At 64.2% G+C, this 26,338-nt stretch carries 24 protein-coding genes and 1 tRNA gene; 11 read left to right on the plus strand and 14 right to left on the minus strand.

Going from position 1 to position 26,338, the window contains the following annotated elements:
- Positions 1-49: 49 nt before the first annotated feature.
- On the minus strand, positions 50-1,597 hold the full coding sequence (gene glpD, locus LJ655_RS16855) for a glycerol-3-phosphate dehydrogenase (RefSeq protein ID WP_268991526.1): 1,548 nt from the start codon (positions 1,595-1,597) through the stop codon (positions 50-52).
- 181 nt (positions 1,598-1,778) lie between these two features.
- On the opposite strand from glpD, the gene LJ655_RS16860 reads away from it, so the two are divergent.
- Positions 1,779-2,153, plus strand: a complete 375-nt coding sequence (locus LJ655_RS16860; RefSeq protein ID WP_230562383.1) for a hypothetical protein — start codon at positions 1,779-1,781, stop codon at positions 2,151-2,153.
- 350 nt (positions 2,154-2,503) lie between these two features.
- Here the strand turns inward: LJ655_RS16860 and LJ655_RS16865 are convergent, their stop codons facing one another.
- Together LJ655_RS16865 and LJ655_RS16870 are read right to left on the minus strand one after the other, a co-directional pair.
- The gene (locus LJ655_RS16865) at positions 2,504-2,701 is read right to left on the minus strand and encodes a hypothetical protein (RefSeq protein WP_230562384.1); all 198 of its coding nucleotides are present in this window, start codon (positions 2,699-2,701) and stop codon (positions 2,504-2,506) included.
- Between the two features lie 308 nt (positions 2,702-3,009).
- Positions 3,010-3,789, minus strand: coding sequence for a DeoR/GlpR family DNA-binding transcription regulator (locus LJ655_RS16870; RefSeq protein ID WP_230562385.1), 780 nt, complete (start codon positions 3,787-3,789; stop codon positions 3,010-3,012).
- A 303-nt stretch (positions 3,790-4,092) separates the two neighbouring features.
- Between LJ655_RS16870 and LJ655_RS16875 the strand changes: the two genes are divergently transcribed.
- The 3 genes from LJ655_RS16875 (at position 4,093) to LJ655_RS16885 (ending at position 7,597) form a co-directional block, all read left to right on the plus strand.
- Positions 4,093-5,730 carry a gamma-glutamyltransferase family protein gene (locus LJ655_RS16875; protein ID WP_230562386.1) on the plus strand — a complete coding sequence of 546 codons (1,638 nt, stop codon included), beginning with the start codon at positions 4,093-4,095 and terminating at the stop codon, positions 5,728-5,730.
- 380 nt (positions 5,731-6,110) lie between these two features.
- A complete protein-coding gene (locus LJ655_RS16880) occupies positions 6,111-6,938 on the plus strand; it encodes a ferritin-like domain-containing protein (protein WP_230562387.1) in 828 nt (275 codons plus the stop codon).
- A 134-nt stretch (positions 6,939-7,072) separates the two neighbouring features.
- Positions 7,073-7,597: a hypothetical protein gene (locus LJ655_RS16885; protein ID WP_230562388.1), complete on the plus strand. Its 525-nt coding sequence runs from the start codon at positions 7,073-7,075 to the stop codon at positions 7,595-7,597.
- A gap of 59 nt (positions 7,598-7,656) precedes the next feature.
- Here LJ655_RS16885 and LJ655_RS16890 read toward each other — a convergent pair whose 3' ends face one another.
- The 4 genes from LJ655_RS16890 to LJ655_RS16905 form a co-directional block, all read right to left on the minus strand.
- Positions 7,657-9,237, minus strand: coding sequence for a DEAD/DEAH box helicase (locus tag LJ655_RS16890; protein WP_230562389.1), 1,581 nt, complete (start codon positions 9,235-9,237; stop codon positions 7,657-7,659).
- A gap of 224 nt (positions 9,238-9,461) precedes the next feature.
- The gene (gene trhA, locus LJ655_RS16895) at positions 9,462-10,082 is read right to left on the minus strand and encodes a PAQR family membrane homeostasis protein TrhA (protein WP_230562390.1); all 621 of its coding nucleotides are present in this window, start codon (positions 10,080-10,082) and stop codon (positions 9,462-9,464) included.
- A gap of 132 nt (positions 10,083-10,214) precedes the next feature.
- Entirely contained in the window at positions 10,215-11,516 is a 1,302-nt protein-coding gene (locus tag LJ655_RS16900; RefSeq protein ID WP_230562391.1) for a c-type cytochrome, read from the minus strand.
- Between the two features lie 21 nt (positions 11,517-11,537).
- Complete coding sequence (locus LJ655_RS16905) at positions 11,538-12,269, minus strand: c-type cytochrome (RefSeq protein WP_230562392.1); 732 nt, start codon at positions 12,267-12,269, stop codon at positions 11,538-11,540.
- Between the two features lie 397 nt (positions 12,270-12,666).
- Here LJ655_RS16905 and copC point away from each other — a divergent pair, with 397 nt between their 5' ends.
- Together copC and LJ655_RS16915 are read left to right on the plus strand one after the other, a co-directional pair.
- Complete coding sequence (gene copC, locus LJ655_RS16910) at positions 12,667-13,044, plus strand: copper homeostasis periplasmic binding protein CopC (RefSeq protein ID WP_230562393.1); 378 nt, start codon at positions 12,667-12,669, stop codon at positions 13,042-13,044.
- Positions 13,041-13,970 carry a CopD family protein gene (locus LJ655_RS16915; protein WP_230562394.1) on the plus strand — a complete coding sequence of 310 codons (930 nt, stop codon included), beginning with the start codon at positions 13,041-13,043 and terminating at the stop codon, positions 13,968-13,970. The genes copC and LJ655_RS16915 overlap by 4 nt, the downstream gene beginning before the upstream one ends.
- Positions 13,971-14,026: 56 nt before the next feature.
- On the opposite strand, the gene LJ655_RS16920 is transcribed toward LJ655_RS16915, so the two are convergent.
- Positions 14,027-14,329, minus strand: coding sequence for a hypothetical protein (locus LJ655_RS16920; protein WP_230562517.1), 303 nt, complete (start codon positions 14,327-14,329; stop codon positions 14,027-14,029).
- 144 nt (positions 14,330-14,473) lie between these two features.
- Positions 14,474-15,622 (minus strand): galactonate dehydratase, encoded by a 1,149-nt coding sequence (gene dgoD, locus LJ655_RS16925; protein WP_230562395.1) that lies wholly within the window; start codon positions 15,620-15,622, stop codon positions 14,474-14,476.
- Between the two features lie 93 nt (positions 15,623-15,715).
- Here dgoD and LJ655_RS16930 point away from each other — a divergent pair, with 93 nt between their 5' ends.
- The gene (locus tag LJ655_RS16930) at positions 15,716-16,450 is read left to right on the plus strand and encodes a FadR/GntR family transcriptional regulator (protein WP_425605814.1); all 735 of its coding nucleotides are present in this window, start codon (positions 15,716-15,718) and stop codon (positions 16,448-16,450) included.
- 23 nt (positions 16,451-16,473) lie between these two features.
- On the opposite strand, the gene LJ655_RS16935 is transcribed toward LJ655_RS16930, so the two are convergent.
- Positions 16,474-18,012: a DHA2 family efflux MFS transporter permease subunit gene (locus LJ655_RS16935; protein ID WP_230562397.1), complete on the minus strand. Its 1,539-nt coding sequence runs from the start codon at positions 18,010-18,012 to the stop codon at positions 16,474-16,476.
- A 136-nt stretch (positions 18,013-18,148) separates the two neighbouring features.
- Between LJ655_RS16935 and LJ655_RS16940 the strand changes: the two genes are divergently transcribed.
- Positions 18,149-18,592, plus strand: coding sequence for a MarR family winged helix-turn-helix transcriptional regulator (locus tag LJ655_RS16940; RefSeq protein ID WP_230562398.1), 444 nt, complete (start codon positions 18,149-18,151; stop codon positions 18,590-18,592).
- A gap of 76 nt (positions 18,593-18,668) precedes the next feature.
- On the opposite strand, the gene LJ655_RS16945 is transcribed toward LJ655_RS16940, so the two are convergent.
- Positions 18,669-19,007: a hypothetical protein gene (locus LJ655_RS16945; RefSeq protein WP_230562399.1), complete on the minus strand. Its 339-nt coding sequence runs from the start codon at positions 19,005-19,007 to the stop codon at positions 18,669-18,671.
- Between the two features lie 276 nt (positions 19,008-19,283).
- Between LJ655_RS16945 and LJ655_RS16950 the strand changes: the two genes are divergently transcribed.
- Entirely contained in the window at positions 19,284-20,450 is a 1,167-nt protein-coding gene (locus LJ655_RS16950) for a radical SAM protein (RefSeq protein WP_230562400.1), read from the plus strand.
- 58 nt (positions 20,451-20,508) lie between these two features.
- Positions 20,509-22,740: a lysylphosphatidylglycerol synthase domain-containing protein gene (locus LJ655_RS16955; protein ID WP_230562401.1), complete on the plus strand. Its 2,232-nt coding sequence runs from the start codon at positions 20,509-20,511 to the stop codon at positions 22,738-22,740.
- A 277-nt stretch (positions 22,741-23,017) separates the two neighbouring features.
- Here the strand turns inward: LJ655_RS16955 and LJ655_RS16960 are convergent, their stop codons facing one another.
- A complete protein-coding gene (locus tag LJ655_RS16960) occupies positions 23,018-23,713 on the minus strand; it encodes a glycine zipper 2TM domain-containing protein (RefSeq protein WP_230562402.1) in 696 nt (231 codons plus the stop codon).
- Positions 23,714-24,072: 359 nt separating this feature from the next.
- Here LJ655_RS16960 and LJ655_RS16965 point away from each other — a divergent pair, with 359 nt between their 5' ends.
- Complete coding sequence (locus tag LJ655_RS16965) at positions 24,073-24,282, plus strand: heavy-metal-associated domain-containing protein (protein ID WP_230562403.1); 210 nt, start codon at positions 24,073-24,075, stop codon at positions 24,280-24,282.
- A gap of 194 nt (positions 24,283-24,476) precedes the next feature.
- On the opposite strand, the gene LJ655_RS16970 is transcribed toward LJ655_RS16965, so the two are convergent.
- A tRNA-Met gene (locus tag LJ655_RS16970) sits at positions 24,477-24,553 on the minus strand.
- Between the two features lie 84 nt (positions 24,554-24,637).
- Positions 24,638-26,296 (minus strand): MFS transporter, encoded by a 1,659-nt coding sequence (locus tag LJ655_RS16975; protein ID WP_230562404.1) that lies wholly within the window; start codon positions 26,294-26,296, stop codon positions 24,638-24,640.
- Between the last annotated feature and the right edge of the window lie 42 nt (positions 26,297-26,338).

A 26,338-nucleotide genomic window follows, 5' to 3' on the forward strand; every position in this document is an offset into this window, starting at 1 on the left:
GGCGCCGTCCAGCCGAACCTGTGGCGGGTGGCGCCGCGGGTGGCGCCACTTACGCGCTTTGTCGCGCGGGCTCGCGCGCGAACCACGCGTCGATGTCGCGCGTGACCTGCTCGAGCTTGCCCGGCTCGAGATGCAGGCCGAGCTTCGAGCGCCGCCAAAGCACGTCCTCGGCGCTGAGCGCCCATTCGGTATCGCGCAGATAGACCAGCTCGGCTTCGTGCAGTCCCGGCGCGAACTCGCGGCCTAGCTCGGCGCGCGACCGCGCCAGGCCGATCACGCGATTCGCGCGCGTGCCATACGCGCGCGCGAGCCGATGCGCGAGCGACGCCGGAAGCCACGCATGCTCGCGCGAGAACTCACCGAGGAAGCGATTGAAGTTCGCCTGCGCGATGTCGCCGCCCGGCAGCGGCGCGCCGACGGTCCACGCGGGCGCGTCGCGGCGCAGCGCCTCGGTCAGGGTGTCGACGGCCTGCTCGGCGAGCTTGCGAAAGGTCGTGATCTTGCCGCCGAACACCGACAGCAGCGGCGCCTCGTGGGCCGGCGCGTCGAGTTCGAGCAAGTAGTCGCGCGTGAGCGCCGACGGATTGTCCGCGTTCTCGTCCTCCAGCAGCGGGCGCACGCCCGAATAGCTCCAGCGCACGTCGGCGGTGGAGATCTTCTGCCTGAAGTAGCGGTTGATGGAATCGCACAGGTACTGCGTTTCGTTCGCGTCGATCGCGACCTGCGACGGGTCGCCGCGATATTCGAGGTCGGTCGTGCCGATCAGCGTGTAGTCGTGCTCGTACGGGATCGCAAAGATGATCCGCTTGTCGGGATTCTGGAAGATGTACGCGTGGTCGTGCTCGAACAGGCGCCGCGTGACGATATGGCTGCCCTTGACGAGCCGCACGCTATGCGATGCGGGCCGGCCGAGCGCGCCCTTCAGCAGCTCGCCGACCCACGGGCCCGCCGCGTTGGCGATCGCGGCGGCGCGCACGTCGAGCGTCGCGCCGTCCGCGCGCCGCAGCTGCGCGCGCCACTCGCCGTTGACGCGCCCGGCGTTGAGCAGCTTCGTGCGCGTGAGGATCGTCGCGCCGCGCTCGTGCGCGTCGAGCGCGTTCAGCACGACGAGGCGCGCGTCGTTGACCCAGCCGTCCGAATAAACGAAGCCGCGCTTGATCGAATCGACGAGCGGCACGCCGGCCGGATGCCGCTTCATCACGATGCCGCGCGAACCCGGCAGCAGCTCGCGTTTGGCCAGATGGTCGTAGAGGAACAGACCCGCGCGGATCAGCCAGGCGGGGCGCAGGTCCGGCATATGCGGCATCACGAAGCGCAGCGGCCACATGATATGCGGGGCCGCGCGCAGCAGCGTTTCGCGTTCCTGCAGCGCCTTGCGCACGAGCCCGAACTCGCGGTATTCGAGGTAGCGCAGTCCGCCGTGAATCAGCTTGGTACTCGCCGACGACGTATGCGCGGCCAGATCGTCCTGCTCGCACAGCAGCACCGACAGTCCACGACCGGCCGCGTCGCGGGCGATGCCGGCGCCGTTGATCCCGCCGCCCACGACGAGCAGATCGTATTTCGTGCCTTGCGCCACCTGCTGAGTCCTTTGCATCGCATCCGGAAGTTGGTTGGAAAGCAAATCGAACGAATGATGTTCGTTTTCGAACTCTAATGAACATATTCGAAAAAGTAAAGCTCACTCAGTCCGAACGAATCCTGGCCATATGGCGAGGAAGTGGCGCAACGCGGGGCCGCGAACGATACTCTCGTCAGCAGCCATTTCGAGGTGATGTATGCGTGGACTTTTGATGATCGGTGCGGCGGCTTTTCTGGCGGGATGCGTGAGTACGCCGAGCCTGGAGGGGACGAGGGGGGCGACGTCGTTCGAGGCATTGCAGCTGATGTGCTCGCCGCAGACCGTCGATTACGGCCGCGACGCCCAGGCGGTCTACGAGACGTTCTTCGACGCCTATGTGGCGAACCGGCGCGGCCGGCTGTCGAAGGAGGACTTCTGCGCGTTCCAGGCGGCGATTGCGCAGCGCCATACAAGCGAGGCGACGAGCAGCGATCCGAAGGTGCGTAACCAGTGGGTCGCGTTCTTCAACGAGCAGCGCGCAAGGGCGATCAGTTGGCGTGCGAGCGCTGATCCCACCCTGCGCGCCGGGTGAGCGGCGGTGAGGTGACGGACGGCCCTGATCGTTCCGCAGCCTGCCCGGCATGCAGGCTCAACCGCGCTGCGCCAACGCTCCGCGCCACAGCATGCGCAACAGCTGTGCGAACACGGCTTCGCGCGACGGCTCCCGCGTCGGCGGAGAGCGTCCTGGGCATACGCGAGGGAAGGGAGTTCGTCGCGTGAATTTATTGTGTCAACGAGAGCTGCGCACAATAATGGGCCGCGGGGCGGCCCGTTGCCATGCGATTCGGGTGAGACGAAGTCGGACGATGGGAGCGCGAGGCGCGAGCGCCGAGGTGGCGCGCGCACGCCGCCAATGACTCTCGAAACGAATGCCGGGGAAACTCAGGAAAAACGTTTGATGGCCCGCAACGCGGTGTCGCCGGTTTCCGTCACGCGCCATTCTTCATTGCCCGATGCGAGGCGTTCGAGTTGCACCAGTTGGCGTTCGAGCAACGCATCGAGTTCTTGTCGGTCCATATCGACCTGGTTGGGGGCGTCCTTGACGAGCAACAACGTGGCGAATTCATGCGGACTCAGCATCGTTCTCTCCATGTCAGGCAATCACGGACAACCTTGCAGCCGACCGGCAGGCCGGGGCGGGGTCCGCTAAAGGATCAGGGCGGGAGGTACGGCTTACACGACAGACTCACACAACCGACGCCGTGCGAAACTCGCAACGCACGTTGGGGAACTGGAGTGTAGGCGACCATCGATGAAACGCCAACCTTGTCCCCGTAAATTTTCCCTTTGACAATTCGCTGCGCGACCGGCGGTCCGCCCCCGCAGCCAACTTCTTGATTTCACTGGAGGTTTTTCGTGCACCGCAGCATGGCGGAGAACGCCTGGTATTATCCGGCGATATAGATTTGACAGTTGGCGGCACTCAGCGCCTCGGTCATGTCGGCGGGCGGGGCTGCGTCGGTGAACAGTGCGTCGATCTGTTCCAGGTGTCCCTGGCGTACGAGTGCCGGGCGGCCGAATTTGGAGTGGTCGGCGGCGAGGAACACGGTGCGAGCGTGCTCCATGATCGCCTCGGCGACACGCACCTCGCGCGTGTCGAAATCGCGCAGCGTGCCGTCCGGCTCGATGCTCGACGTGCCGATGATCGCGAAATCGACCTTGAACTGCCGGATGAAGTCGATCGCCAGTTCGCCGACGATGCCCTTGTCCCACGGCCGCACGATGCCGCCCGTCACCAGCACCTCGCAATCCGGGTAGCCGCTCATCATGCTTGCGACGTTCAGATTGTTCGTGATTACGCGCAGTCCGCGGTGGCGGTTCAGCGCGCGGGCGACCTCTTCGGTGGTCGTGCCGAGGTTGATGAACAGCGACGCCTGATCGGGAATGTGAGTGGCCACCAGTCCCGCGATGCGCCGTTTCTCTTCATGGAACATCCGCTGCCGCGCGGTGTAGGAGACGTTCTCGGAGCTGGTCGGCAGACTCGCGCCGCCGTGGTAGCGGCGCAGCAGGTTCATATCGGCGAGCCAGTTGACGTCGCGGCGGATCGTCTGCGGTGTAACGTCGAAATGGCTCGCGAGGTCGTCCACGGTCACGAAGCCGTCGCGTTGCACCCACTCCAGCAATTCCTGTTGCCGGGCGTTGAGAGTCAGGCGGGGGTCTCGTGTCATGTGTCTCGGGTCGTGGCTGTTGTGTCGGCGCGGTCCGTCGGCGAACGCGGCTGCCGCTATTGTAAGACCATCGGGCTTCTTGCCCGCCAACGGCGCAGTCCGCCTGAAGTGGACGCCAAGGTTGCAAACCTGCTTCGACCCCGTTGAGATACATTGCACATTTATTCATTTGATAAATGAATTTGTTTTTTGGCCCGCTTCGCGGTGCAATCCCGGCTTCCAAGCTTTTTATCTGCTTTACAACCATTCCCATGATGTCCGGCGACTGTTCCGTGCCGGGCCACGCTTTCGAGAGTGTTCGACATGACTGGCTTCAACTGGCAAAACCCCTATCCGACGCAACGTCTGCCCGTATTCGCACGCAATATCGTCTCGACCTCGCATCCGCTCGCCGCCCAGGCCGGGCTGCGCATGCTGTGGAAGGGCGGCAATGCCGTCGATGCGGCCGTCGCGGCGGCCGCCGTCATCACGGTCGTCGAGCCGGTGTCGTGCGGCCTTGGCGGCGATGCGTTCGCGCTCGTGTGGGACGGCAAGAAACTGCATGGCCTGAACGCGTCGGGCGTGTCGCCAGCCGCATGGAACGTCGAATACTTCAGGCGCAAGCACGGCGAGGACAACGGCCTCGCGAAGCAGCCGAAGCGCGGCTGGGACGCGGTCACGGTGCCCGGCGTGATCGCCGGCTGGGAAGCGCTGCATCAGAAGTTCGGCAAGCTGCCGTTCGCCGACCTGATGGAGCCGGCCATCGAGATCGCGGAGCGCGGTCACGCGGTGGCGAGCGTCGTCGCGTACAAGTGGGCGGCCGCCGTGCCGGACCTGAAGGATCAGCCGGGCTTCGCACAGACCTTCATGCCGCGCGGCCGCGCGCCTGAAGTCAGCGAGCTGGTGCGCTTCCCCGGTCACGCAAAGACGCTGCGTCAACTCGCCGAGCAAGGCCCGCGCGCGTACTACGAGGGCGAGATCGCCGAGCGCATCGCCGCGTTCGCGCGCGAAGGCGGCGCCGCGCTCACCGCCGACGATCTGCGCAACTACCGCGCGGACTGGGTCGAGCCGATCGGCAAGGACTATCGCGGCTACACCGTGCATGAGATTCCGCCGAACGGCCAGGGCATCGCGGCGCTGATCGCGCTCGGCATTCTGGAGAAGTTCGACGTGAAGTCGCTGGAGGTCGACAGCGTCGAGTCGCAGCATCTGCAGATCGAAGCGATGAAGCTCGCGTTTGCCGACGTGTATCGCTACGTCGCTGATCCGCGTTCGATGGAAGTCACGCCCGAGCAGATGCTCGACGACGCATATCTCACGTCGCGCGCGAAGCTGATCGACCCGAAGCGCGCAACGCACTTCGACTTCGGCATGCCGAAGGCGGGCGGCACGATCTATATGTCGGCGGCGGACGAGAGCGGCATGATGGTCAGCTTCATCCAGTCGAACTACATGGGCTTCGGCTCCGGTGTCGTGGTGCCGGACAGCGGCATCGCGTTGCAGAACCGCGGCTGCGGCTTCTCGATGGATCCGAAGTCGCCGAACGTCGTCGAGGGCGGCAAGCGGCCCTTCCACACGATCATCCCGGCGTTCCTCACGCAGCAGGTGAACGGTCAGCAGGAAGCGGTGATGAGCTTCGGCGTCATGGGCGGCGACATGCAGCCGCAAGGCCATCTGCAAACGGTGGTGCGCATGCTCGACTACGGTCAGCAGCCGCAGGCCGCGTGCGATGCGCCGCGCTGGAAGGTCAACCACGACTTCACGGTCGATACCGAGTCGACACTCGATCCGAAGACCACCGAGGGCTTGCAGAAGCTCGGCCACACGATCAAGTCGGTCGACGATCCGTACATGGACTTCGGCTCCGGCCAGTTCATCTGGAAGCTCGATCGCGACGAGCCGGAGCGCGGCTACGTGGCAGCCAGCGACAGCCGCCGCGACGGGCTCGCGGCCGGTTTCTAGGGCGGCACGCCGCAATTGCGAAACAGGTCTTCGCCATGCGGGAGGAGTCGTGGGCGACCCGCAGACTGCCTGAAGACGCGGGCGCCCGCCAGACCTGCCGCCTGTCCGTAAAGCCGGCCTTTTGAACTGGTATTTTGTCCACCTTGCGCACTTCGTCGAATCCGTTGGAACATTGGACCATCCTGAAACAGGAACTGCGTCGATGCGGCATGGTCTGTGCTGTGTGGTCTGCATGGTCGGACATCTCCGGCTAACATGCAGAGTACGAGGGCCCAACTCTAATTCACGGCGTTGTATCCGACACGGAGCAATATCACGGCGAGCGCGGGGGGCAGTTGCGAGTCGCTCCACGGGTCGGGACAGCATGGGAGCAAGACACGATGCAAACAGAGCTGAACCATGTCATGCCCTGGCGGATCGAGGACATCGATCTGACGCGCATTGACCGGCAGAAGGCCGCCGTCAACGAAGACCTGCTGCTGTTGCTGTGCGCGGCTTCGTTTATCGAAAGCGGCACCGATCTCTACACCAGCAATCTGAGCAAGTTTTTCAACGACGATCCCGAGGTCTCTGCCTGGCTAAACGACGAGTGGGAGCCTGAGGAAATGCAGCACGGCCGGGCTCTGAAGACCTATATCGGATATGTGTGGCCGGAGTTCGACTGGGACACCGCGTTCCGCAATTTCATGGGCGAGTATTCGCTCACGTGCTCGGTCGAGGATTTCGAAAAGACCCGCGCGCTCGAAATGGTCGCGCGTTGCGTCGTCGAAACGGGTACCGCGACGCTGTATCGCGCGATCAACGAGTGTTCGGACGAGCCGGTGCTCAAGCAGATCACCGACAACATCCGCACCGACGAAGTCCGTCATTACAAGCACTTTTTCAGATACTTCAAGAAGTACAACCGCATCGAAGGCAACGGCCGGCTGGCGGTGCTCGGCGCGTTGATGCGCCGCGTGATGGAAATCAAGAACGAAGATTCGGAGATCGCGTTGCGGCACGTGTTCGCGATTCGCTATCCGGAGCGCGTGCACGACGGCGCATATAACCGCGAGCGCGCCGCCCGCATCAATACCCTGGTGCGGCGCAATCTGTCTGCCGATATGTGCGTGAAGATGCTGCTCAAGCCGCTGGAGCTGCCGGCGCGCATTCAACCGGGCGTGCATTACCCGCTCGCGAAGATCACCCAGCACGTGTTCTTTCGCTGAGCGTTCTTTCGTTGCGCCATCCATCGGCGACGCGGGCGCAACCGCCTGACGAAGCGGCCCCGCCCGCTCATGCGGGCATTGGTTTTTTCGAGGCATGATTGAGCCTCACAGACCACTTCGAATGGATCGATGCCATGAGCGACTCCTTCGCGTCCGCGCGTCCGCTCGAACAGACCGTATTCGACGAATGGCCGGCCAACGTGCGCGCGCTGTTCGACGGGTCGGCGCTTCGTGATAAAGCGGGCTTCACCGCCTCGCTGCTGAGCGTCGATGCGAACGGCCATGTGCGCACATCGCTGTTGAGCGTCGGCGAACTCTATGCACCCGACTCGCGCACGCTGTGCGTCGCACTATGGCCGCAGGCCCGAGCGACGCGCGCGATCGCGCAAAGCGGACGCGCGGCGCTGAGCTTCGTCTGGGATGCAGCGTTCTATCAGGTGCAGTTGCGCGTCGCGCCGTTGCCCGGCGTCGACGGCGACGACAGCGGTCTCGTCTATCTGCTCGGCTCGATCGACACGGCGGAAGCGCAAAGCGTCCGTTATGCGCGCCTGACCAGCGGCATCATGTTCGAACTGCAAGGAGAGGAGAGTGCGGTGCTCGAGCGATGGGAACGGCAGGTCGAGCGTTTGAAGCGGGCCGCCGCCGCGAGCAGCCGTTAGTCTTCGAGCAGAGAAGTACTAACGGCTGATACAGCGGCAGCCTTCAGGCACGGCGACGCTTAACGGCCGCGCTCGCCGTTGCGCGACGGTTGCGCGCCACGCGGCGCATCGTTGCGCTTGACACCGCCGCCGAGCAACGCGCCCGGATTGCCATTGTGCGAACGATTGCCCTGCTGCTTGCGCGGCGCATGGTGCGCGGCGCTGCCCTCATGCGCTGCGCTACGCGGCCGATCGTCGTGGCGCTGCGCATCGCGACGCGGCTGGCCGCCGTTGCCGGCCGGCTTCGCGCCTGGCGAGCGCGGCGCGGGCTGACCGTTCGACGGATGCTGGTTCGAGCGCTGACCCGTACCTTGTCCGGTACGCTGACCGGAGCCTTGCGCCGGCTTGGCCGAAGCGCCACCACCAGCACCACCGCCACGGCGCCCGGCGCCCTGTTCCTGGCGCGGCGAACGGCCGCCGCCGCCCTGACCGCGTCGCTGGATCGGCTCCGGCTTCGCGGTCGGGTCCGGCTCGAAACCGGCGATGACTTCCTGCGGGACCGGACGCTTGATCAGCTTCTCGATGTCCTTCAGCAACTGCAGTTCATCGACGCAGACGAGCGACACCGCCTCGCCCGTCGCGCCCGCGCGGCCCGTGCGGCCAATGCGGTGCACGTAGTCTTCCGGGACGTTCGGCAGATCGAAGTTGACCACGTGCGGCAGCTGATCGATATCGATGCCGCGCGCCGCGATGTCGGTCGCGACCAGCACCTGCAGCGTGCCGTCCTTGAACTCGGCGAGCGCGCGCGTGCGCGCCGACTGGCTCTTGTTGCCGTGAATCGCAAGCGCGCTGATGCCGTCCTTCGTCAGCTGTTCGGCGAGGCGGTTCGCGCCGTGCTTGGTGCGCGTGAACACGAGCACCTGGAACCAGTTGTGCTGACGAATCAGATGCGTGAGCAGCTCGCGCTTGCGGTCGCGATCGACCGGATGAATCTTCTGCGCGACCGTTTCGGCCGTCGTGTTGCGGCGCGCGACTTCGATCAGCGCCGGGGAGTCGAGCAGGCTGTCGGCGAGCGCCTTGATCTCGTCGGAGAAAGTCGCCGAGAACAGCAGGTTCTGGCGCTTCGGCGGCAGCTTCGCGAGCACGCGCTTGATGTCGTGGATGAAGCCCATGTCGAGCATGCGGTCCGCTTCGTCGAGTACGAGAATCTCGAGATGCGACAGGTCGATGGTCTTCTGCTGCATGTGATCGAGCAGACGGCCCGGCGTCGCGACGACGATATCGACGCCGCGCTTCAATGCATCGATCTGCGGATTGATGCCGACGCCGCCGAACATTACGGTCGATTTCAGCTTCAGATACTTGCCGTACGCACGCACGCTTTCTTCGACCTGGGCGGCGAGTTCTCGCGTGGGCGTGAGGATCAGCGCGCGCACGACGCGCTTGCCGCCGGCGGGCGGCGGCATGGAATTCAGACGCTGCAGGATCGGCAGAGTGAAGCCGGCGGTTTTGCCGGTGCCGGTTTGCGCGCCGGCGAGCAGGTCGCCGCCGTTGAGCACGGCGGGAATCGCCTGAGTCTGGATCGGGGTCGGGCTCGTGTAGCCGAGTTCATTGACAGCGCGGACCAGCGGTTCGGACAAGCCGAGGGAATCAAAAGACATAAAAGTTCTTTGCAATGCAGTTTCGCGAACGGCCCCGCGCGGGCAACGGACCCCAACGCGGAAAGACCGGCACGGCATCGACACGCCCGCATGGCGTGTGCGAGGCCGAAGCCCGGTTCCGTTCACGGAGAAATCGGCGGCACGCTCACAGATGTGCCGGATGTTTCAACGCGCTATGCAGACACGTCGACTGGCCTTAAGTTGCATTTCGTCGCCGTGGATTGTCACGCGACATAACGCGCGACACTGACGAATTGACACAGACTGCCCGCCAGTACGAACAGGTGCCAGATACCATGTCCGTGGCGGATGCGCTCGTCGTTGATGAAGAAATAGATGCCAGCGCTATAAATGACGCCGCCGGCCAGGAGCCACGCGGTTCCCGCGGCCGGCAATGCCTGCACCAGCGGGCGGACGGCTACGAGCGCGAGCCATCCCATCAATACATACAGCACCATCGACACGCTGCGGGTGCGTCGCCCGAGCGTGAGTTCCTGCACGATGCCGAGGGCGGCAAGCCCCCAGCTCACGCCGAATAGCGACCAGCCCCACGGTCCACGCAAGGTGACGAGCGTGAATGGTGTGTAGCTGCCGGCGATCAGCAGGTAGATCGCCGAGTGATCGCATTTCTGCAGAATCGCCTTCAGACGCGGATGGCTCACACTGTGATACAGCGTCGAGATCGCATACAGCACGAACAGCATCGCACCATACACGCTGAAGCTCACCACCTTGTACGCATCCCCGGCGAGCGCGCCCATCGTGACGAGCGTCGCCAGCCCCACCACCGACAGCACGGCGCCGACGAGATGGGTAATGCTGTTCAAGCGCTCACCAACGGGCACGGCTCAGTTCTCCTGCACGGTCACCCGAAGGTGACCACCAACACAAACGGACCCATATGATACCGGTCTTGAAAAAACGAAGGGCGCGGCCGCGAAATTCGCAGGCCGCGCCCCGGGTGCATCAAACGCTGCTCAGTCGAGCGGTGCCGAACGCAGCTCGGCCACTTGCTGCGGCGACACGGCCGTGCCGTGGTTGCCCCAGGACATCCGGATGAACGTCACGACCGCCGCCACTTCCTGATTCGACAGAGACTGCGCGAACGGCGGCATGCCATACGGATGCGGGTTCGCGTCCGTGCTCGGCGGATAACCACCGTTCAGCACCATGCGGATCGGGTTGACCGCCGACGGCATCTGGATCGACTGGTTGTTCGCGAGCGGCGGGAACGCCGGCGGCATGCCGAGACCGTTGTCCGCGTGGCACTTCGCACACCTGTCGGTGTAGATCTTCTGGCCTTGCTTCAACAGTTCGCCGCCAAACTTCTCCGAGGTTTCAAGCTGCAACGGTTCCGGTGCTTCGCTCTTCTGCGGAATCGTTTTCAGGTACGTCGCCATCGCGTTGATGTCTTCAGTCGTCAGATATTGCAGGCTGTTGTGAACCACTTCGGCCATCGGACCGAACACCGCGCCGCGGTTCGACACGCCGGTCTTGAGCAGATCGGCGATGTCCTGCAGGTCCCAGTCGCCAAGGCCTGCTTCCCTGTTCGACGTCAGCGACGGCGCATACCAGTTCTGCAGCGGAATCAGACCACCCGCGAAGGCCGCCGAGCTGACCGGGCCGCCCATTGCATTGATCGACGTGTGGCACATGCCGCAGTGACCGAGACCCTCGACCAGATATGCGCCGCGGTTCCATTCGACCGACTTGGTCGGATCCGGCTTGAACTCGCCTTCACGGAAGAACAGCGTGCGCCAGCCGATCAGCATGTTGCGCTGGTTGAACGGGAATTTCAGTTCGTGCGGACGGCTCGGCACGTTGACCGGCGCGACCGAGCGCAGGTACGCGTAGATCGCGTCGGAGTCGGCGCGCGTGACCTTCGTGTAGCTCGTGAACGGGAAGCCCGGATACAGCAGGCTGCCGTCCTTCGAGCGGCCCGTGTGCATCGCGCGATAGAAGTCGTCCTGAGTCCACTTGCCGATGCCGTACTGGTCGTCCGGCGTGATGTTCGGCGTGAACATCGTGCCGAACGGCGTGGCCATCGGCAGGCCGCCGGCGAACGGCTGGCCGCCGCGCACCGTGTGGCAGGCGATACAGTCGCCGGCGCGGGCGAGGTACTCGCCTTTCTTGATCAGGTCGGCCTGGTCCGCGGGCGTTGCCGCCACGGCCGCGCCGCTGCCATGCAGATTGTCGCCGCCCGACCAGAGGACGGGAACGAGTGCGGCAGCCGCGACCACGATGACTGCCGAGAGGGCGAACAAAGACTTGCGTTTCATTTGAATGTCTCTCCCGGCGCCTTATTGCGGTGCGCTGCCGCAGGCAAGCGGAGTCTTCAAGGAGCGGGCCGGAGCCGGCACGGGGTTTTGCGGAGCGTGCTGCGTGGAAAGCCAGGCCGCGACCGCGTTCACGTCTTCGTCGCTCAGGCGCGTGGCGATGGTGTGCATGCAGTCCGGCGCAATGGCGCGACGCGTACCCGAGCGCCATGCGCCCAACTGCGCGCTGATGTAGTCGGCGTGCAGACCGACGAGACCCGGGATGGCCGGTTCCATACCGGTCAGCGCCTTGCCATGGCAAGCCGCGCAAGCGGGCACCTGCTTCGATGCATCGCCTTGCAGCACGATCTGCTGACCGCGCGCGAGCGTGGCGGTCGATACCGTGGGCGTGGCCGGCGCCGGATACGGCGGGCGCTGCTGCGAGAAGAAAGTGGCGATCTGATGGAGGTAGTCGTCGGAGAGATACGTGACGAGGTAGTTCATGGGCGGGTACTTGCGGCGCCCTTCACGGAAGTTCTGCAACTGATTGAACAGATATCCCGCCGGTTTGCCCGCGAGGCGCGGGAAGTAGTCGTTGTCGGTGCCTTGCCCATGTGAGCCGTGGCAGGCTGTGCAGCCTTGCACGCGCGCTTCCATCGTGTCAGGGGCCTTCGGTTGAGTCTGCGCTTTCGCAGCGCTGTAGACACCCGCGGTGCCGATCAACAGAATGGCAAGCAACGGGCGGAAGAGGCGTCTTGAAGACACGCGTAACTCCATCAGAATCGGGGACCTGACCGAACTTCGGGCGGCTCGGTGTGAAGGACAGCCGTCGCTGCGGCGACGCAGCATTCTATCATCGAAGGGTAATGGTGACTATTTGCCGCATGAGAGACCGTTCAAGGTGTGACCGCCATGCGACAGTGCGGCGCGGTTCGCCGATTTAGGACTTCTCTTGAGACATGTGTCGTGGTCAACGCCTACTGTCACCCGAAGATGATCGCAGTGTCGCCGCGGCAAGCGTGATGTCACGCAACGCATTCGATCGAGCCGGGTTGAACCGATCCCCGCGCGCGCCATCGAAGCGTACACTTCGGGGCTCGCCGGCCGTCGTCGAGACGACGCGCCTCGCCGGTCCGGCCATGTTCCATTCGTTCTGATCCGCTATCGGCCCTACATGAAGCTATTCGATTTTTCCTCGTCGACGCTGCGTGCGTTGATGTCCGGCGCGGTGGCGCTGGCCATGTCGTCCACCGCGTTCGCGCATGCGCATCTGATCTCGAGCGTGCCGGCAGCGAACGCCGACGCCGTCGGGCCTGCCGACGTGACGATTCATTTCACCGAGCCGCTCGAGCCCGCGTTCAGCCGGATTACGCTTGCCGGCGCCAGCGGCAAGCCCGCGACGACGAGCACCTCGACGGTGGACAGCTCGGACGCTCGCGTGATGCGCCTCGCGCTGCCTCAACTGACGAGCGGCCGCTATGCGGTGCACTGGGTCGCGGTGGCCACCGACGGCCATCGTACGCAAGGCGACTTCGCGTTCAACGTCAAATGAACTTCGACGGACTGGGAATCGGGCAGGTCGCAATGGCCGCGCTCATGAACGTCGCGTTCGGCTTCGCCGTCGGCTCGGCACTGCTCGACGCATGGCTCGCGAAGGACGGACGAGCAGGCACGTCGCCGGCGCGCCCCGGCTGGATGCGGGCGCAACGGTCGATGCTCGCGGCGACCATCGTGTTGGTGCTTGCCGATCTCGGCTGGCTCCTGTATCAGGCGGCCTCGATGAGCGGCGTCACGTTGCCCGCGGCGTTCGGCATGGTCCCGACGGTGTTGACCCAAACTCACGTCGGCTACGGCTGGAGTATCGCGTTCGGCGGCGCACTGGTGTTGCTCGGGACCGCGCTGAGCCACGGCTCGGGCATGCTGCGCAATACCCTGGTGTGGCTTGCGGTGCTCGCGATTGCCGCGGGCAAGGCGTCGCTCGGTCATGCGACCGATGCAGGCGTCGTGTCGGCTGCAATCGGCATGCAGACGCTGCACGTGCTCGCGACGAGCGTATGGGGCGGACTCGCGATGGCCTCCGGCCTTGCAGTGCTGCCGGCGCTCGGCGCATCGACGGCGCGCGGCATGCTGATCCGCACGGCGACCCAGGTGTCGAACGTGTCGATCGTCGCGGTCGGGTTGGTATTGCTGTCCGGTGTCTTCAATGCGGTGCGCGGCTCGGGCGGTACGTTCGAGGCGGTCCATGCGAGCACGTGGGGGCATGTGCTGACATTGAAACTCGTGCTCGTCGCGCTCGCCCTCGTGCTCGGCGGGCTGAACCGGACCTCCGCGTTGCCGCGCCTGCGCCGCACCGCGTCGACCACGGATGCGCACACCTTCGTCAACGTGATGTATCTGGAAGCGCTCGTGATGATCGGCGTGTTCGTCGTCGCGGCTGCGCTGTCGCATACCGTGCCGGCGTTCGCGGCGCTCGGTTGAACGCGCGGCGCGGCATGCGTGTTTGAGCGACGCGTCGACGGATGCCTGACGGCCGCTTACTCGAAGCCGAGGCGATGACCGAGAATCGGCGCGCAGAATAGCGCGATCGCGCAGCCCGCGGCCTTGCCTTCGAGTTCGGCGCCGGCCGCGTGCGAGCCGGCCATCTGCGTGAGCAGATCGAAGACCTGCGGCAGGCAGTACAGCACCGCCGCGGCGAGAAAGCATCTCCCGACCACCGCGATGCTCCATCCGCGCTCGTACGCGAGCATCGCGCCGATGACGCGCAGCACGCCGAACGCGGCCAGCGCGCCGACCGCCGCCTGTTCGCGGATCAGATAGTCAGGAAGGAATTCGCCCATGGCCGTGCCCGATGCATGTGTGGTTTGCATGCATTGCAGCAAGGCGCAGGCGATGCGTCTGTCCGATACCGAACAAACGTCGCGCAAGGTGGCAGGAACGCCGCCGGCCGGCAGCATTCCGCCTGCTTCGCTCAACCGCTCAGATCACCACTCGGCGACGCTGCCGTCCGCGTGACGCCACACCGGATTGCGCCAGCGATGACCGACCTTCGCCATCTCGCGCACCTTTTCTTCGTTGACCTCGATGCCGAGTCCCGGGCCCTGCGGAATCGACACGAAGCCGTCTTCGTACCTGAAGACTTCCGGGTTGCGGATGTAGTCGAGCAGGTCGTTGCCCTGGTTGTAGTGGATGCCGAGACTCTGTTCCTGGATGAACGCGTTGTAGCTCACCGCATCGATCTGCAAACAGGTTGCGAGCGCGATCGGGCCGAGCGGGCAATGCAGCGCGAGCGCGACGTCGTAGGCTTCGGCCATCGCGGCGATCTTGCGGCACTCGGTGATGCCGCCCGCGTGCGACGCGTCCGGCTGGATGATGTCGACGTAGCCGCCCGACAGGATGTGCTTGAAGTCCCAGCGCGAATACAGACGCTCGCCGAGCGCGATCGGCGTGTTGGTCTGGTTGACGATGTCGCGCAGCGCCTCGGCGTTCTCGGAGAGCACCGGCTCCTCGATGAACAGCAGCTTGTACGGATCGAGTTCCTTGGCGAGCACCTTCGCCATCGGCTTGTGCACGCGGCCGTGAAAGTCCACGCCGATGCCGATGTTAGGCCCGACCGCCTCGCGCACCGCCGCGACGTTGTTGATGACGCCTTGCACCTTGTCGAACGTGTCGATGATCTGCAACTCTTCCGAGCCGTTCATCTTGACGGCCTTGAAGCCGCGTTCGACTACCGCGCGCGCGTTGTTGGCGACATCGCTCGGACGGTCGCCGCCGATCCACGAGTACACCTTGATCTTGTCGCGCACCTGGCCGCCGAGCAGCGCATGCACGGGCACGCCATGATGCTTGCCCTTGATGTCCCACAGCGCCTGATCGACGCCGGCGATCGCGCTCATCGTGATCGGGCCGCCGCGATAGAAGCCCGCGCGGTACATCACCTGCCAGTGATCCTCGATCAGAAGCGGGTCCTTGCCGATCAGATAGTCGGACAGTTCCTCGACGGCCGCGGCGACCGTATGCGCGCGGCCTTCCACCACCGGCTCGCCCCAACCGACGATGCCTTCGTCGGTCTCGATTTTCAGGAAGCACCAGCGCGGCGGGACGATGAAGGTTTCGAGCTTCGTGATTTTCATGGTGAGTGTCTCTTCTTGCGGTCAGCGCGCATTCGTAGATTCGGGAATCCCATGCTACAACAAAGCGCATTAAAGTACTATTAATAGTATTATTTGCCACATAGTGGTCAAACCGGGTGCCACGACGCCACCAGCCGCGAGGAGAAAGCCATTCAGCACGATTTGCACGGGCGAGTCGCCCAACTGCTCGCAACTGCGATTCTGCGCGGCGACTACGCGCCGGACTCGATCCTGCCGCGCGAAGCCGAGCTGATGGAGAGGTTCGACGTGAGCCGGACGGTGCTGCGCGAGGCGCTGCGCACGCTGACATCGAAAGGGCTGATCGCATCGCGGCCGCGCGTCGGTACGCGCGTGCGTCAGAAGTCCGCGTGGAATCTGCTCGATGCCGATCTTCTCGACTGGTACTCGCGAGTCGCCGAGCCGATGGCGTTCGCTCTGAAGCTTCAGGAGATGCGCGAGATGATCGAGCCGTACGCCGCCGGCCTCGCGGCCGACGCGTACACCGCCGAGACGTTGCGCGCGCTCGCGGCCGCGCATGCCGCGATGGCGGCGGCGCGCAACGTGGACGAATGGGTGCGCGCGGACCTGGAGTTTCACCTGAGCGTGCTCAACGCGTGCAGCAACGAATTGCTGATTCCACTCGGTGCGTTGATCGAGCGCACGCTCGAGGCGCAGTTGCGGCTCAATGCGAAACGCGCCGGTGTGTTCAACGCGTCGCTCGCCGAGCACACGGCGGTGTTCGACGCGATCCGCGCGCGCGATGCCGCAGCGGCGCGCACGGCGATGGCGTCATTGCTCGGCGTGACGCGCGGGCGAATCGAAAGCTGAGGCCGGCGTCGCCGTACTCGATCTCAATCCATTGCCGCGTGTGCAATCGATGCATCGGGCGCCTTGCGCGACGGACGGATCAGCAGCAGCAACGGAATGACGAGCAGCGTCGCCATGAACATCAGCTTGAAGTCGTCCAGATAGGCGACCATCGCCGCCTGCTGCGTGATCGACGCGTTCAGCGCCGCGATGTCATAGCTCGAGCCGCTGCCGAGCATAGGCTGGATCACCGGATTGAACGCGGTGATGTTCGCCGCGAGGTCCGCGTGCGAGATTTGCGTGTTGCGCGTCATCAGCGTCTGCACGATCGAGATGCCGATACTGCTGCCGATGTTGCGCATCAGGCTGTAGGTCGCGGTGCCGTCCGCGCGCAGTTCCGGCGACAGCGTCGAAAAAGTCAGCGTGGACAGCGGCACGAACACAAGGCCGAGCCCGAAGCCCTGGATCACGCCGGGCCACACGATGTTCGACGCCGACAGCACGATCGTGTAATGCATCATCTGCCACAGCGCGAACGCCGAAATCACGAAGCCGCAGAGCAGTAGCAGCCGCGCATCGACACGTCTTAGCAGCCGGCCGGCGATCAGCATGGCGACCATCGTGCCCGCGCCGCTAGGCGCGGTGACGAGGCCCGTGGTCGCGACCGGGTACCCCATCAGGTTTTGCAGCATCGGCGGCAACAGCGCGCGCGTCGCGTACATCACCGCGCCGATCACGAAGATGAAGAACGTGCCGGTCGCGAAGTTGGGGTCCTTCAGCAACCGGTACTTGAAGAACGAATCCTTGCCCGCCGTCGCCGTGTGCACGAGAAAAAACGCAAAGCTGGTCGCCGCGACGAGCGCCTCGATCACGATCTCGGTCGACGAAAACCAGTCGAGTTGCTCGCCGCGATCGAGCATCGCCTGCAACGCGCCGATCGCGAGGGCGAGCGTGACGAAGCCGAACGCGTCGAACTTCACGTGGTGTTTCGGTTCGCGCGTCGGCAGGAAGGTTGCGACGCCGAACAGCGCGAACGCGCCGATCGGCACGTTGATGAAGAACACCCAGCGCCAGTTGTAGCTATCGGTCAGCCAGCCGCCAAGCGTCGGACCGAGGATCGGGCCGACCATCACGCCCATGCCCCACACGGCCATCGCCTGACCCTGCTTTTCGCGCGGGTTGATGTCGAGCAGGATCGATTGCGACAGCGGCACCAGCGACGCGCCGAAGACCCCCTGCAGCAGGCGCGACACGACGATCTGCGGCAGTGTCTCCGAGAGTCCGCACAGCGCGGACGCCACGGTGAAGCCGCTGATCGCAATCAGCAGCAGCCGCTTCGTGCTGAGGCGATCCGACAGCCAGCCGGTAAGCGGCGTCGCGATCGCGGCGGCGACGATATAGGAGGTGAGCACCCACGTGATCTCGTCCTGCGACGCGGAAAGCGTGCCTTGCATATGCGGCAGCGCGACGTTGGCGATCGTGCTGTCCAGCGTCTGAATCAGCGTCGCGAGCATGATCGAGATCGTGATCATCGGCCGGTTGAGCGGCGCGGCGGCGCTTGCCGGCGTGGAGGCGGAAGACATGAAGGGAGGGAATCGTCGATATAGTAAGCATGCTTAGTATATCGGATGCGCCGGTTTGCGCTAGCGGGGGTTGTTCTGACGTTCGGGAGGAAGCGCAGTCGCGCTGCAAGCCGGAGCGCTTCCGTATAATCCGCGCATGAAAACTCAATTCGAAGAGCGCTTCGGCTTTCTCATTTACGAAGTTGGCCGCCTCTCGGGCAAGCGTTTCGACGATCTCGCGAAGTCGTCGGTCGATCTGACGCGCGCGCAGTGCCGCGTGTTGGCCTATCTCGGCCACTACGGCGACATCAATCAGGCGCGGCTCGCGGATCTGCTCGAGGTCGCCCCGATCTCGGCGGGCCGGCTGCTCGACCGGATGGAAGAGGGCGGCTGGATCGTGCGGGCTGCGAATCCGCAGGACCGTCGCGAGCGCCAGGTGCGCATGACGCCGAAAGCCGAGCGCACGCTCGGCAAGGCGCGCAAGGTCGGCGACGAAGTTGCGCTCGAAGCGCTAAACGGCTTCAGCGATGATGAAGCGGCGCAGCTGATCGCGCTTTTGCAGCGGGTGCGCGGCAATCTGAGCCGGCTGGTGGACCGCTGAAGCGTCGCGGTGTTTGCGCGACGTCGAGGCCGCTCGCGCGAGCCGGGGTGGTGTTCGGCTCGCGCTTCAAATCACGTTATCGGGATTCCGAGGCGGCCGCGGCGCCGCTCGGCGGTACCAGCTCGTAACAGCCCGGCGCCGCCGAGGTTTTCGCTTTTGCATCCGGCTGCTGTGGATCGATGCATTTGAACGCGCTCTGATCGCGCTGCACGAAGATCGTCTCGGTCGGGCTCGTGTTGACGACGGCGACGATCTTGTAGCCGTCCTGCAGCAACGTCGCGAGCATGATTGAGCTGGCGCGCCATTGGCTGTCGGACGCGGCCGGGGTTTGGGCTCGAGCGGTCAGGGTGGCGGTCGTGCCGGCGAGCGTGAGCGCAGCAGTGGTTGCGGCGAGCGCGACGGTGCGGAACGTCATCAGGGGGAACCTCCTCGAAGTTGCGATAGATGGGACGATTCTGGAAAGAAGGCTGCCAGAGCCTGCGTCCCCAAACCAGAGCGACATTCGTTCGACAGAATCGGCCAATGGCGGGCGGCTGCGAATGCCAGATTGAGCTGCTCTGCGCCGCCGCTCGCGGACGCCGCGGCTGGCCGCCTCACCCCCGGTAGTATGGGCGAAATTGAATCGCCGTCTCGCGTGGCGTGTATCCTACGAAGGTTCGTGCCGGATTCGTCAACAGACGGTGAGGGTTTCATGGATACGACTGAGCGGACCATCAAGTGGCGAAATCTTCGGCACGCAGAAGCTGCCGGAAGCGAGCCAAGGAATCCACTTCCTGCGGTCTGTGATGTATCGATAACGAACGTTTGCAATGCCGCGTGCGACTTCTGCGGGTTCTCGCGCGAAAAGAAGCTGGCGGGCCCGCGACGCTATCTCGACCCTGACGAGTTCGCGCGTGCGCTGCCGATCCTGCGCCGACGCCGTATTCGTTACATGACGCTGCAGGGAGGCGAACCGCTGGTTCACCCCGAGATCGCATCGCTCGTGGCGTCGGCCACCAAGGCCGGCATCCAGTGCGGCGTGATCACGAACGGCTGGTTTCTTCCCCGCCACATCAAGGAACTGGCGGCGGCCGGCCTCAAGCGTCTTCTGATCTCCATCGATAGTGCGGACATGCGCGAGCATGAGCACAACCGCGGCCTGCGCGGTCTGGAGGCCCGCATCCGCGAGGGTATCGCTCAGGCGCATACCTTCGGCATCGAGGTCTGCGCATCGATTACAGTGAGCCGTCTGGTTCGTTACGAACTGCTTCCCGAAACGCTCAGCCGGCTTGGCTTCGATAGCGCCGTTTTTTCCTATCCAAGACGCGAGGCGTTCGGTTCCTCATCGCTTGTTTACGACGAAAATTCGACGCTCGTCGACCTAAGCCCTGCCGAATTGCTCGAAGCGTTGAGCGCGATTGCGCAACTCAAAAAGCGTTTCCGTGTGATGGACCCGAGCGCTGCGCTGGCCGAGGTCGCGCGGTTCGTGCGCGGCGAACAGCAACTAATTCCCTGTATCGGTGGCAGCAAGTATTTTTATATCGACTGGAACCTCGATATCTGGCGTTGCGAAGCGTGGCCTGAGCCGATGGGCTCCGTGTTCGACCTCGACCGGCTGCCCGACAATCGGGAGCCCTGCAACGACTGCATGATGGGGTGCTACCGGCATGCCAGCGTCCTGATGCATGGCGCCATTGCAGTGACGGAGTCGGCGTACGCGCTGGGCAGGGGCGAGTTTCGCGCTGCCGTTAGTTCGTTGTTCCAGCGCGGCGTTGCGTATTCGCTGTGGGCGCTTGCCGTGGAGGAATTGCCTCGGGCGTCGCTGACCTCGTTAGCAGGGCGGACCGGCGCACGCCGTTTGGCAGCACAGAACGAATAAGCTCGATTGACCGCAAGCGGGGCTACTGGCGCAAGACTGTCGGCCTGTAGGAGGTCGTTTGTTCGAAACTCAAACAGACATTGCCGCGGCGAAGAAGAGCTGGAGTATCGCGATTGGTACGATCGTCGTGACTTCCTGTGGACTCATCGCAGCCGTTGCGCTGGTCGTCGCCAACGATGCAGCGCTCGTGCTGCGTGCCATAGCCCGCGTCGGTTGGGGCATCGCCGTCATCGTGGCGATTCGCGCCGGCATCATGGGGTTGACTGGCGTGGCCTGGGGTTGCCTCGTTCGCCCGCTCGTGCAGCGGGGGTTCGGGCTGTTCGTGTTTCTGCGCTGGGTGCGAGAGGCGATCAACGTGCTGCTACCGGTAGCGTCGTTCGGTGGCGATCTGATCGGCGCGCGGCTCTTGACCTTCTGGGGTGTGGCCGGTGGCCTTGCCGGCGCATCAATTCTCGTAGACCTGCTGATTCAGGCTTTCGCCCAGTTCCTGTTTACAGTCGCGGGGGTGGGGCTGCTCGTTGCCGACGGTCGCGCAGGCGCGATGGCACAGTGGCTGGCGACCGGCCTGCTGATCGCAGCGGCGGCGCTCGTCGGCTTCTACGTCGCACAACGCTTGCGCCTGTTCGATCTGGTCGAGCGCGGCATGCTCGCGGTACTGCGTTGGTCGAAGGCGTCGTTCGGCAGCGAGATCCGGCTGCACGACAACCTGCAGCGCATCCACGCGAACAGGATGGCCATGCTGAGTGCCCTCTTCGCCCACCTGGCGGCCTGGCTTTGCGGAGTCGCGGAGGTATGGATCGCGCTGACGTGCATGGGCGCCGAACCAACTCTCGCGCAGGCGTTGGTGCTGGAAAGCATCGGCCAGGCGGTGCGCGATGCGGCCTTCCCCGTGCCGGGCGCCATCGGCGTTCAGGAGGGCGGTTTCCTGCTGCTTGGCCACATCTACGGGCTGCCTGCGGAGATTGCGCTTGCGCTGTCGCTGGTCAAGCGCGTACCCGACGTCGCGCTGGGCCTGCCGGGGCTATTGGCCTGGCATCTCACCGAGACGCGACGCCTGCTGTTGCGCCGCCGGGTGGGGGCCGTGTCGGCCGACGTAACCGGATCACGGGTTCATTCGGAAGTTCGCTTCGCCGACGAGCGACCGACGGGATCTACGATCGATATTCAGGTCAAGCCAGCCTTAACCGTTTCGCTGCCACCTGATCGGACATCCGGAGGCAGCAAGCCGGTCAATTCGTGGAACGAGTGGGACCCGCTCGAAGAGGTCATCGTCGGACGGCCCGACGCAGCCGTCATTCCTCCATACCACGTCACAGTTACTGCCAACGTGCCGGGCTTCACGGCGAGGCTGCATCGTCTTTTCGCTGGCCGGCACTACCCGAAGTGGATATTCGATCAGGCGCAGAAGGAATTCGACGCGTTCGTCCGCCTCCTGGAAGGAGAAGGCGTGATGGTTCGCCGGCCCGACGTCGTCGACCATCGCGCCCGCTTCCGCACGCCATGCCGGTCTAGCCGCGGGATTTGCGTGTCCTGCCCGCGTGACGGATACCTGGTGATCGGCGACGAGATCATCGAAACGCCGATGTGCTGGCGTTCCCGCTACTTCGAGGGCGAAGCGTACCGTGCGCTATTCGAGGAGTACTTTCGCAACGGCGCTCGCTGGGTCGCTGCGCCGCGGCCGCAGTTGACCGACGAGCTATTCGATTACCGCTACGGCATCCCGCAGACGGCTGAGCCGTTGCGCTACATCGTCACCGAGTTCGAGCCGTTGTTCGACGCCGCCGATTTCGCGCGCTGCGGCCGCGACCTGTTCGTCACCCGCTCCAACGTCACGAACCGGGCCGGCATCGAATGGCTCCGGCGCCATCTCGGCGACGGCTTTCACATTCACGAGATCGAGACCCGTTGCCGTCAGCCCATGCATATCGATTCGTGCCTCAGTCCATTGTGTCCGGGCAAGGTGCTGGTCAACCCGGACTATATCGACGTTGACCGGCTCCCACCGATCCTGAAGCGCTGGGACGTGCTGGTCGCGCCACGCCCCGATCCGGTCCCCGGGGTCATGTCGAAAGTTTCGATGTGCAGTCCCTGGACCAGTGTCAACACGTTGATGCTCGACGAAAAGCGCGTGATCGTCGACGCGTCCCAGGTGTCGCTGATAAAGGCGTTCAGGACTTGGGGATTCGAGCCGATTCCGTGTGCGTTCATCAGTTATGGGCCGTTCGGCGGCACCTTCCATTGTGCGACCCTCGATGTTCGTCGGCGCGGCACACTGCAGTCATACTTCTGAGTGGAGACTTGCGGACGGTGCACACACCCCGCCGCATGCATTAACGCCTATGTCCGCGTGAGCGAAAGCCGCGCTCGAAGCACAGACAGCGGAGATTGCCGCTGCGAGAAAAAGAGTAGTGCGCTTCATGAAGTTTTCCTGTCCTTCCCGGTGCTGGCGGGTGTCAGACGACGCCGAATGACGCTTATTGCGCGGCTGCCAGGCCGCAGAAGATCCAGTCGGGTCGTCCATTCTCTAACCGGCGGTAAGCGTAAAGACGCCGCCGTTTGGAGGCTGACTACGACGCGCTCAGGGCGTCACCCGAGACATGAACGCGCTCACCGACCTGGACCGGTGGCTGCGTCGAATAGTTGAAGTTCCGGTAGCTGCCGTCCTGCATCCTGACCTGCACCTGGTAGCTCGTCGCCTTGCGTACAGCGTGCTCGATGCCATTGCCCGCAAGGCCGCCGCCGACGGCGCCGGCAATCGTTGCCAGAACTCGACCGCGTCCCGCGCCGAGCTGATTCCCCAACAGCCCGCCGGCGACTGCCCCGCCTACGGCCCCGAGACCCGTTGTCGGCTCGGGTTCCTGGAGTGTATTGACGGCAACGACTTCACCGGCGTTCGGATCGACGGCGACGGGCCTCGGAGCAGGTTGTGCCGACGACGGGTATGCGTCGTTGTTCGCATACCTTGGGGGCTGCTGAGTCGACACGCCAGGGTGATGATGGACGCGAGGTTGGGCGGGTGCTTCTTCCCGGGACATGCGCTGTTCCACATTCGGTTGCCGCGAAGCGACCGGTGCGCTGGCGATGTGTGCGGCGACCGGTGTAGCTTGCGTCGCAGGAGCCGTCACCGCTCGGGACGTCGGAAGAACGCCTGTCATCGCCGCGATACCCGTCGCGCTTGCAAGGATGACCGCCACCGCTGCACCGGCGACCAAAGGGTGAATGCGACTACGCTGCGGCGAACTGGAAGTGAGGTTGGTGCTCATGTCGCGCTCCGTTGATGTGTGTCAGCAAGAACGCCGCAATCGACACGGCGGTGCACTGGACCAGCGTGAGATTTGTAAGCAGTTGTAGTGCTCTGCGGAGGCTTCGAAGGGAAGGGCCCTCGACGGCGGACCATCGAAGAGTGGAGGACTGCCGCGCGCCAGCTCCCCTTCCTGCTTTCGCGGATTTTCATCGTCTCGTTCTCACGCATCTACCTTGGAGTCCACTGGTTTTCGGTTGTCACGCTGGGGCAAATCGTCTCGACGGCAGCTCGCCGCATCCCGTCTTCTCATCGTCCACTTGACCATGCCACCGTGGGAAGCTTCATGCTTGGATTTCTTGTCGCTCAATGGAGGTTCAAGTGGAATTCGAGGTAAAAGATATGTCCTGTGGAGGCTGCGCCAGCGCAATTACGCGTGCGGTCGCGAACGTCGACCCTGCGGCCAGGCTCGACGTGGATATCTCAAGCAAAATCGTGAAAATCGATTCCGTGCTGCCGCCGCAGCGGTTGGCCGCCGCCATCGAAGCAGCGGGATTTCATCCCGTGGTCTGCCCGCCCTCGGCAGATTGACCGCCAGAGTTCAGATGCTGTTTGCCTTTCGCGCGAGGGGTTTGGGCATGTGGCGCGTAGCAACCGGGATGCTTCGAAGAAGCGCGCATTTAAAGTCTAGATGCGCGCAGTGCGCCATTTCCGGCGCATCGGCCGTGGTGGTGGTTCAAAGCAAAAAGCCGCTGTCCTTGTGGGACAGCGGCTTTTCTTGAAGCTGGTGGCGAATCAGGGACTCGAACCCCGGACCTGCGGATTATGATTCCGTCGCTCTAACCGACTGAGCTAATTCGCCGAAAGAAGCGAGATTATGCTGGGGCAACCGGAGACTGTCAACCCCGTCGCCCAACTTTTTCAGATAACGCTGGCGTCGAGCCGCTCAATCCCTCGCGTAGATATCCGAATCCTTGGTTTCGCGCACGAACAGCATGCCGATCACGAACGTGAACAGCGCGATCACGATCGGATACCAGAGCCCCGAATAAATGTTGCCGTTGGCCGCGACGATCGCGAATGCGGTCGCCGGCAGGAAGCCGCCAAACCAGCCATTGCCGATGTGATACGGCAGCGACATCGACGTATAGCGGATGCGCGTCGGGAACATCTCGACCAGCATCGCCGCGATCGGCCCGTACACCATCGTCACGTAGATCACGAGGATCGTCAGGATCACGATGGTCATCGGCCAGTTGATCTGCGCCGGATCGGCTTTCGGCGGGTAGCCGGCGGCCTTCAGCGTCGCCGCGAGCGTCTTCTCGAAGATCTTGGCTTGCTCCTTCGCGTCGGGGGCGCGGCCGTCGAACGTGTTGACGACCGCATCTCCCACGCGGATCTGCGCGATCGTGCCAGCCGGCGCCGCGACGTTGTCGTAGTTCAGGCCGGCGCGCGACAGCGCGCCCTTGGCGATATCGCACGAACTCGTGAACCTCGCCGTGCCCACCGGGTTGAACTGGAACGAGCACTCGGCCGGATCGGCGATCACGACGATCGGCGACTTCGCGGTCGCCGCTTCGAGCGCGGGGTTCGTATAGTGCGTGAGCGCCTTGAACAGCGGGAAGTAGGTCAGCGCGGCGATCAGCAGGCCGGCCATGATGATCGGCTTGCGGCCGATGCGATCCGACAGCGAGCCGAAGAACAGGAAGAACGGCGTGCCGATCAGCAGTGCGAGCGCGATCATGATGTTGGCGCTTGCGCCGTCGACCTTCAGCGTCTGCGTGAGGAAGAACAGCGTGTAGAACTGCCCCGTGTACCACACGACGGCCTGGCCGGCCGTCAGGCCGAGCAGCGCGAGAATCACGACCTTCAGGTTCTTCCACTGGCCGAACGCTTCAGAGAGCGGCGCCTTCGAGGTCTTGCCCTCGGCCTTGATGCGCTCGAACACCGGCGACTCGTGCAGCTGCAGACGAATCCACACCGATACCGCGAGCAGCACGATCGACGCGATGAACGGAATGCGCCAGCCCCATGCGCCGAACGCGTCTTCGCCCATCGTCGTGCGCACGCCGAGAATCACGAGCAGCGACAGAAACAGACCGAGCGTCGCCGTAGTCTGGATCCACGCGGTGTAGAAGCCGCGCCGTCCCGCCGGCGCGTGTTCGGCAACGTAGGTCGCGGCGCCGCCGTACTCGCCGCCGAGCGCGAGACCCTGCAGCAGGCGCATTGCGATGAAGATCACCGGCGAAGCCATGCCGATCGCCGCGTAGCCAGGCAGGAAGCCGACGAGGAACGTCGACAGGCCCATGATGACGATCGTGATGAGGAACGTGTACTTGCGCCCGACCATGTCGCCGAGCCGGCCGAACACGATCGCGCCGAACGGCCGCACCGCGAAGCCCGCTGCGAAGCTGAGCAGCGTGAAGATGAAGGCTGCGGTCGGATTGACGCCGGAGAAGAAGCTCTTGCTGATGAAGGCCGCGAGCGAGCCGGCCAGATAAAAGTCGTACCATTCGAAAACCGTACCCAGCGACGATGCGAAGATCACCCGCTTCTCATCGCGCGTCATCGGCGCGTGCGAGATTTGCCCGCCAACGGTAGCCATATGTCGTCTCCAATTTTGATATACACACGGGTCGCCGGGAAC

Source organism: Paraburkholderia translucens (genome assembly GCF_020881035.1).
GTDB lineage: Bacteria > Pseudomonadota > Gammaproteobacteria > Burkholderiales > Burkholderiaceae > Paraburkholderia > Paraburkholderia translucens.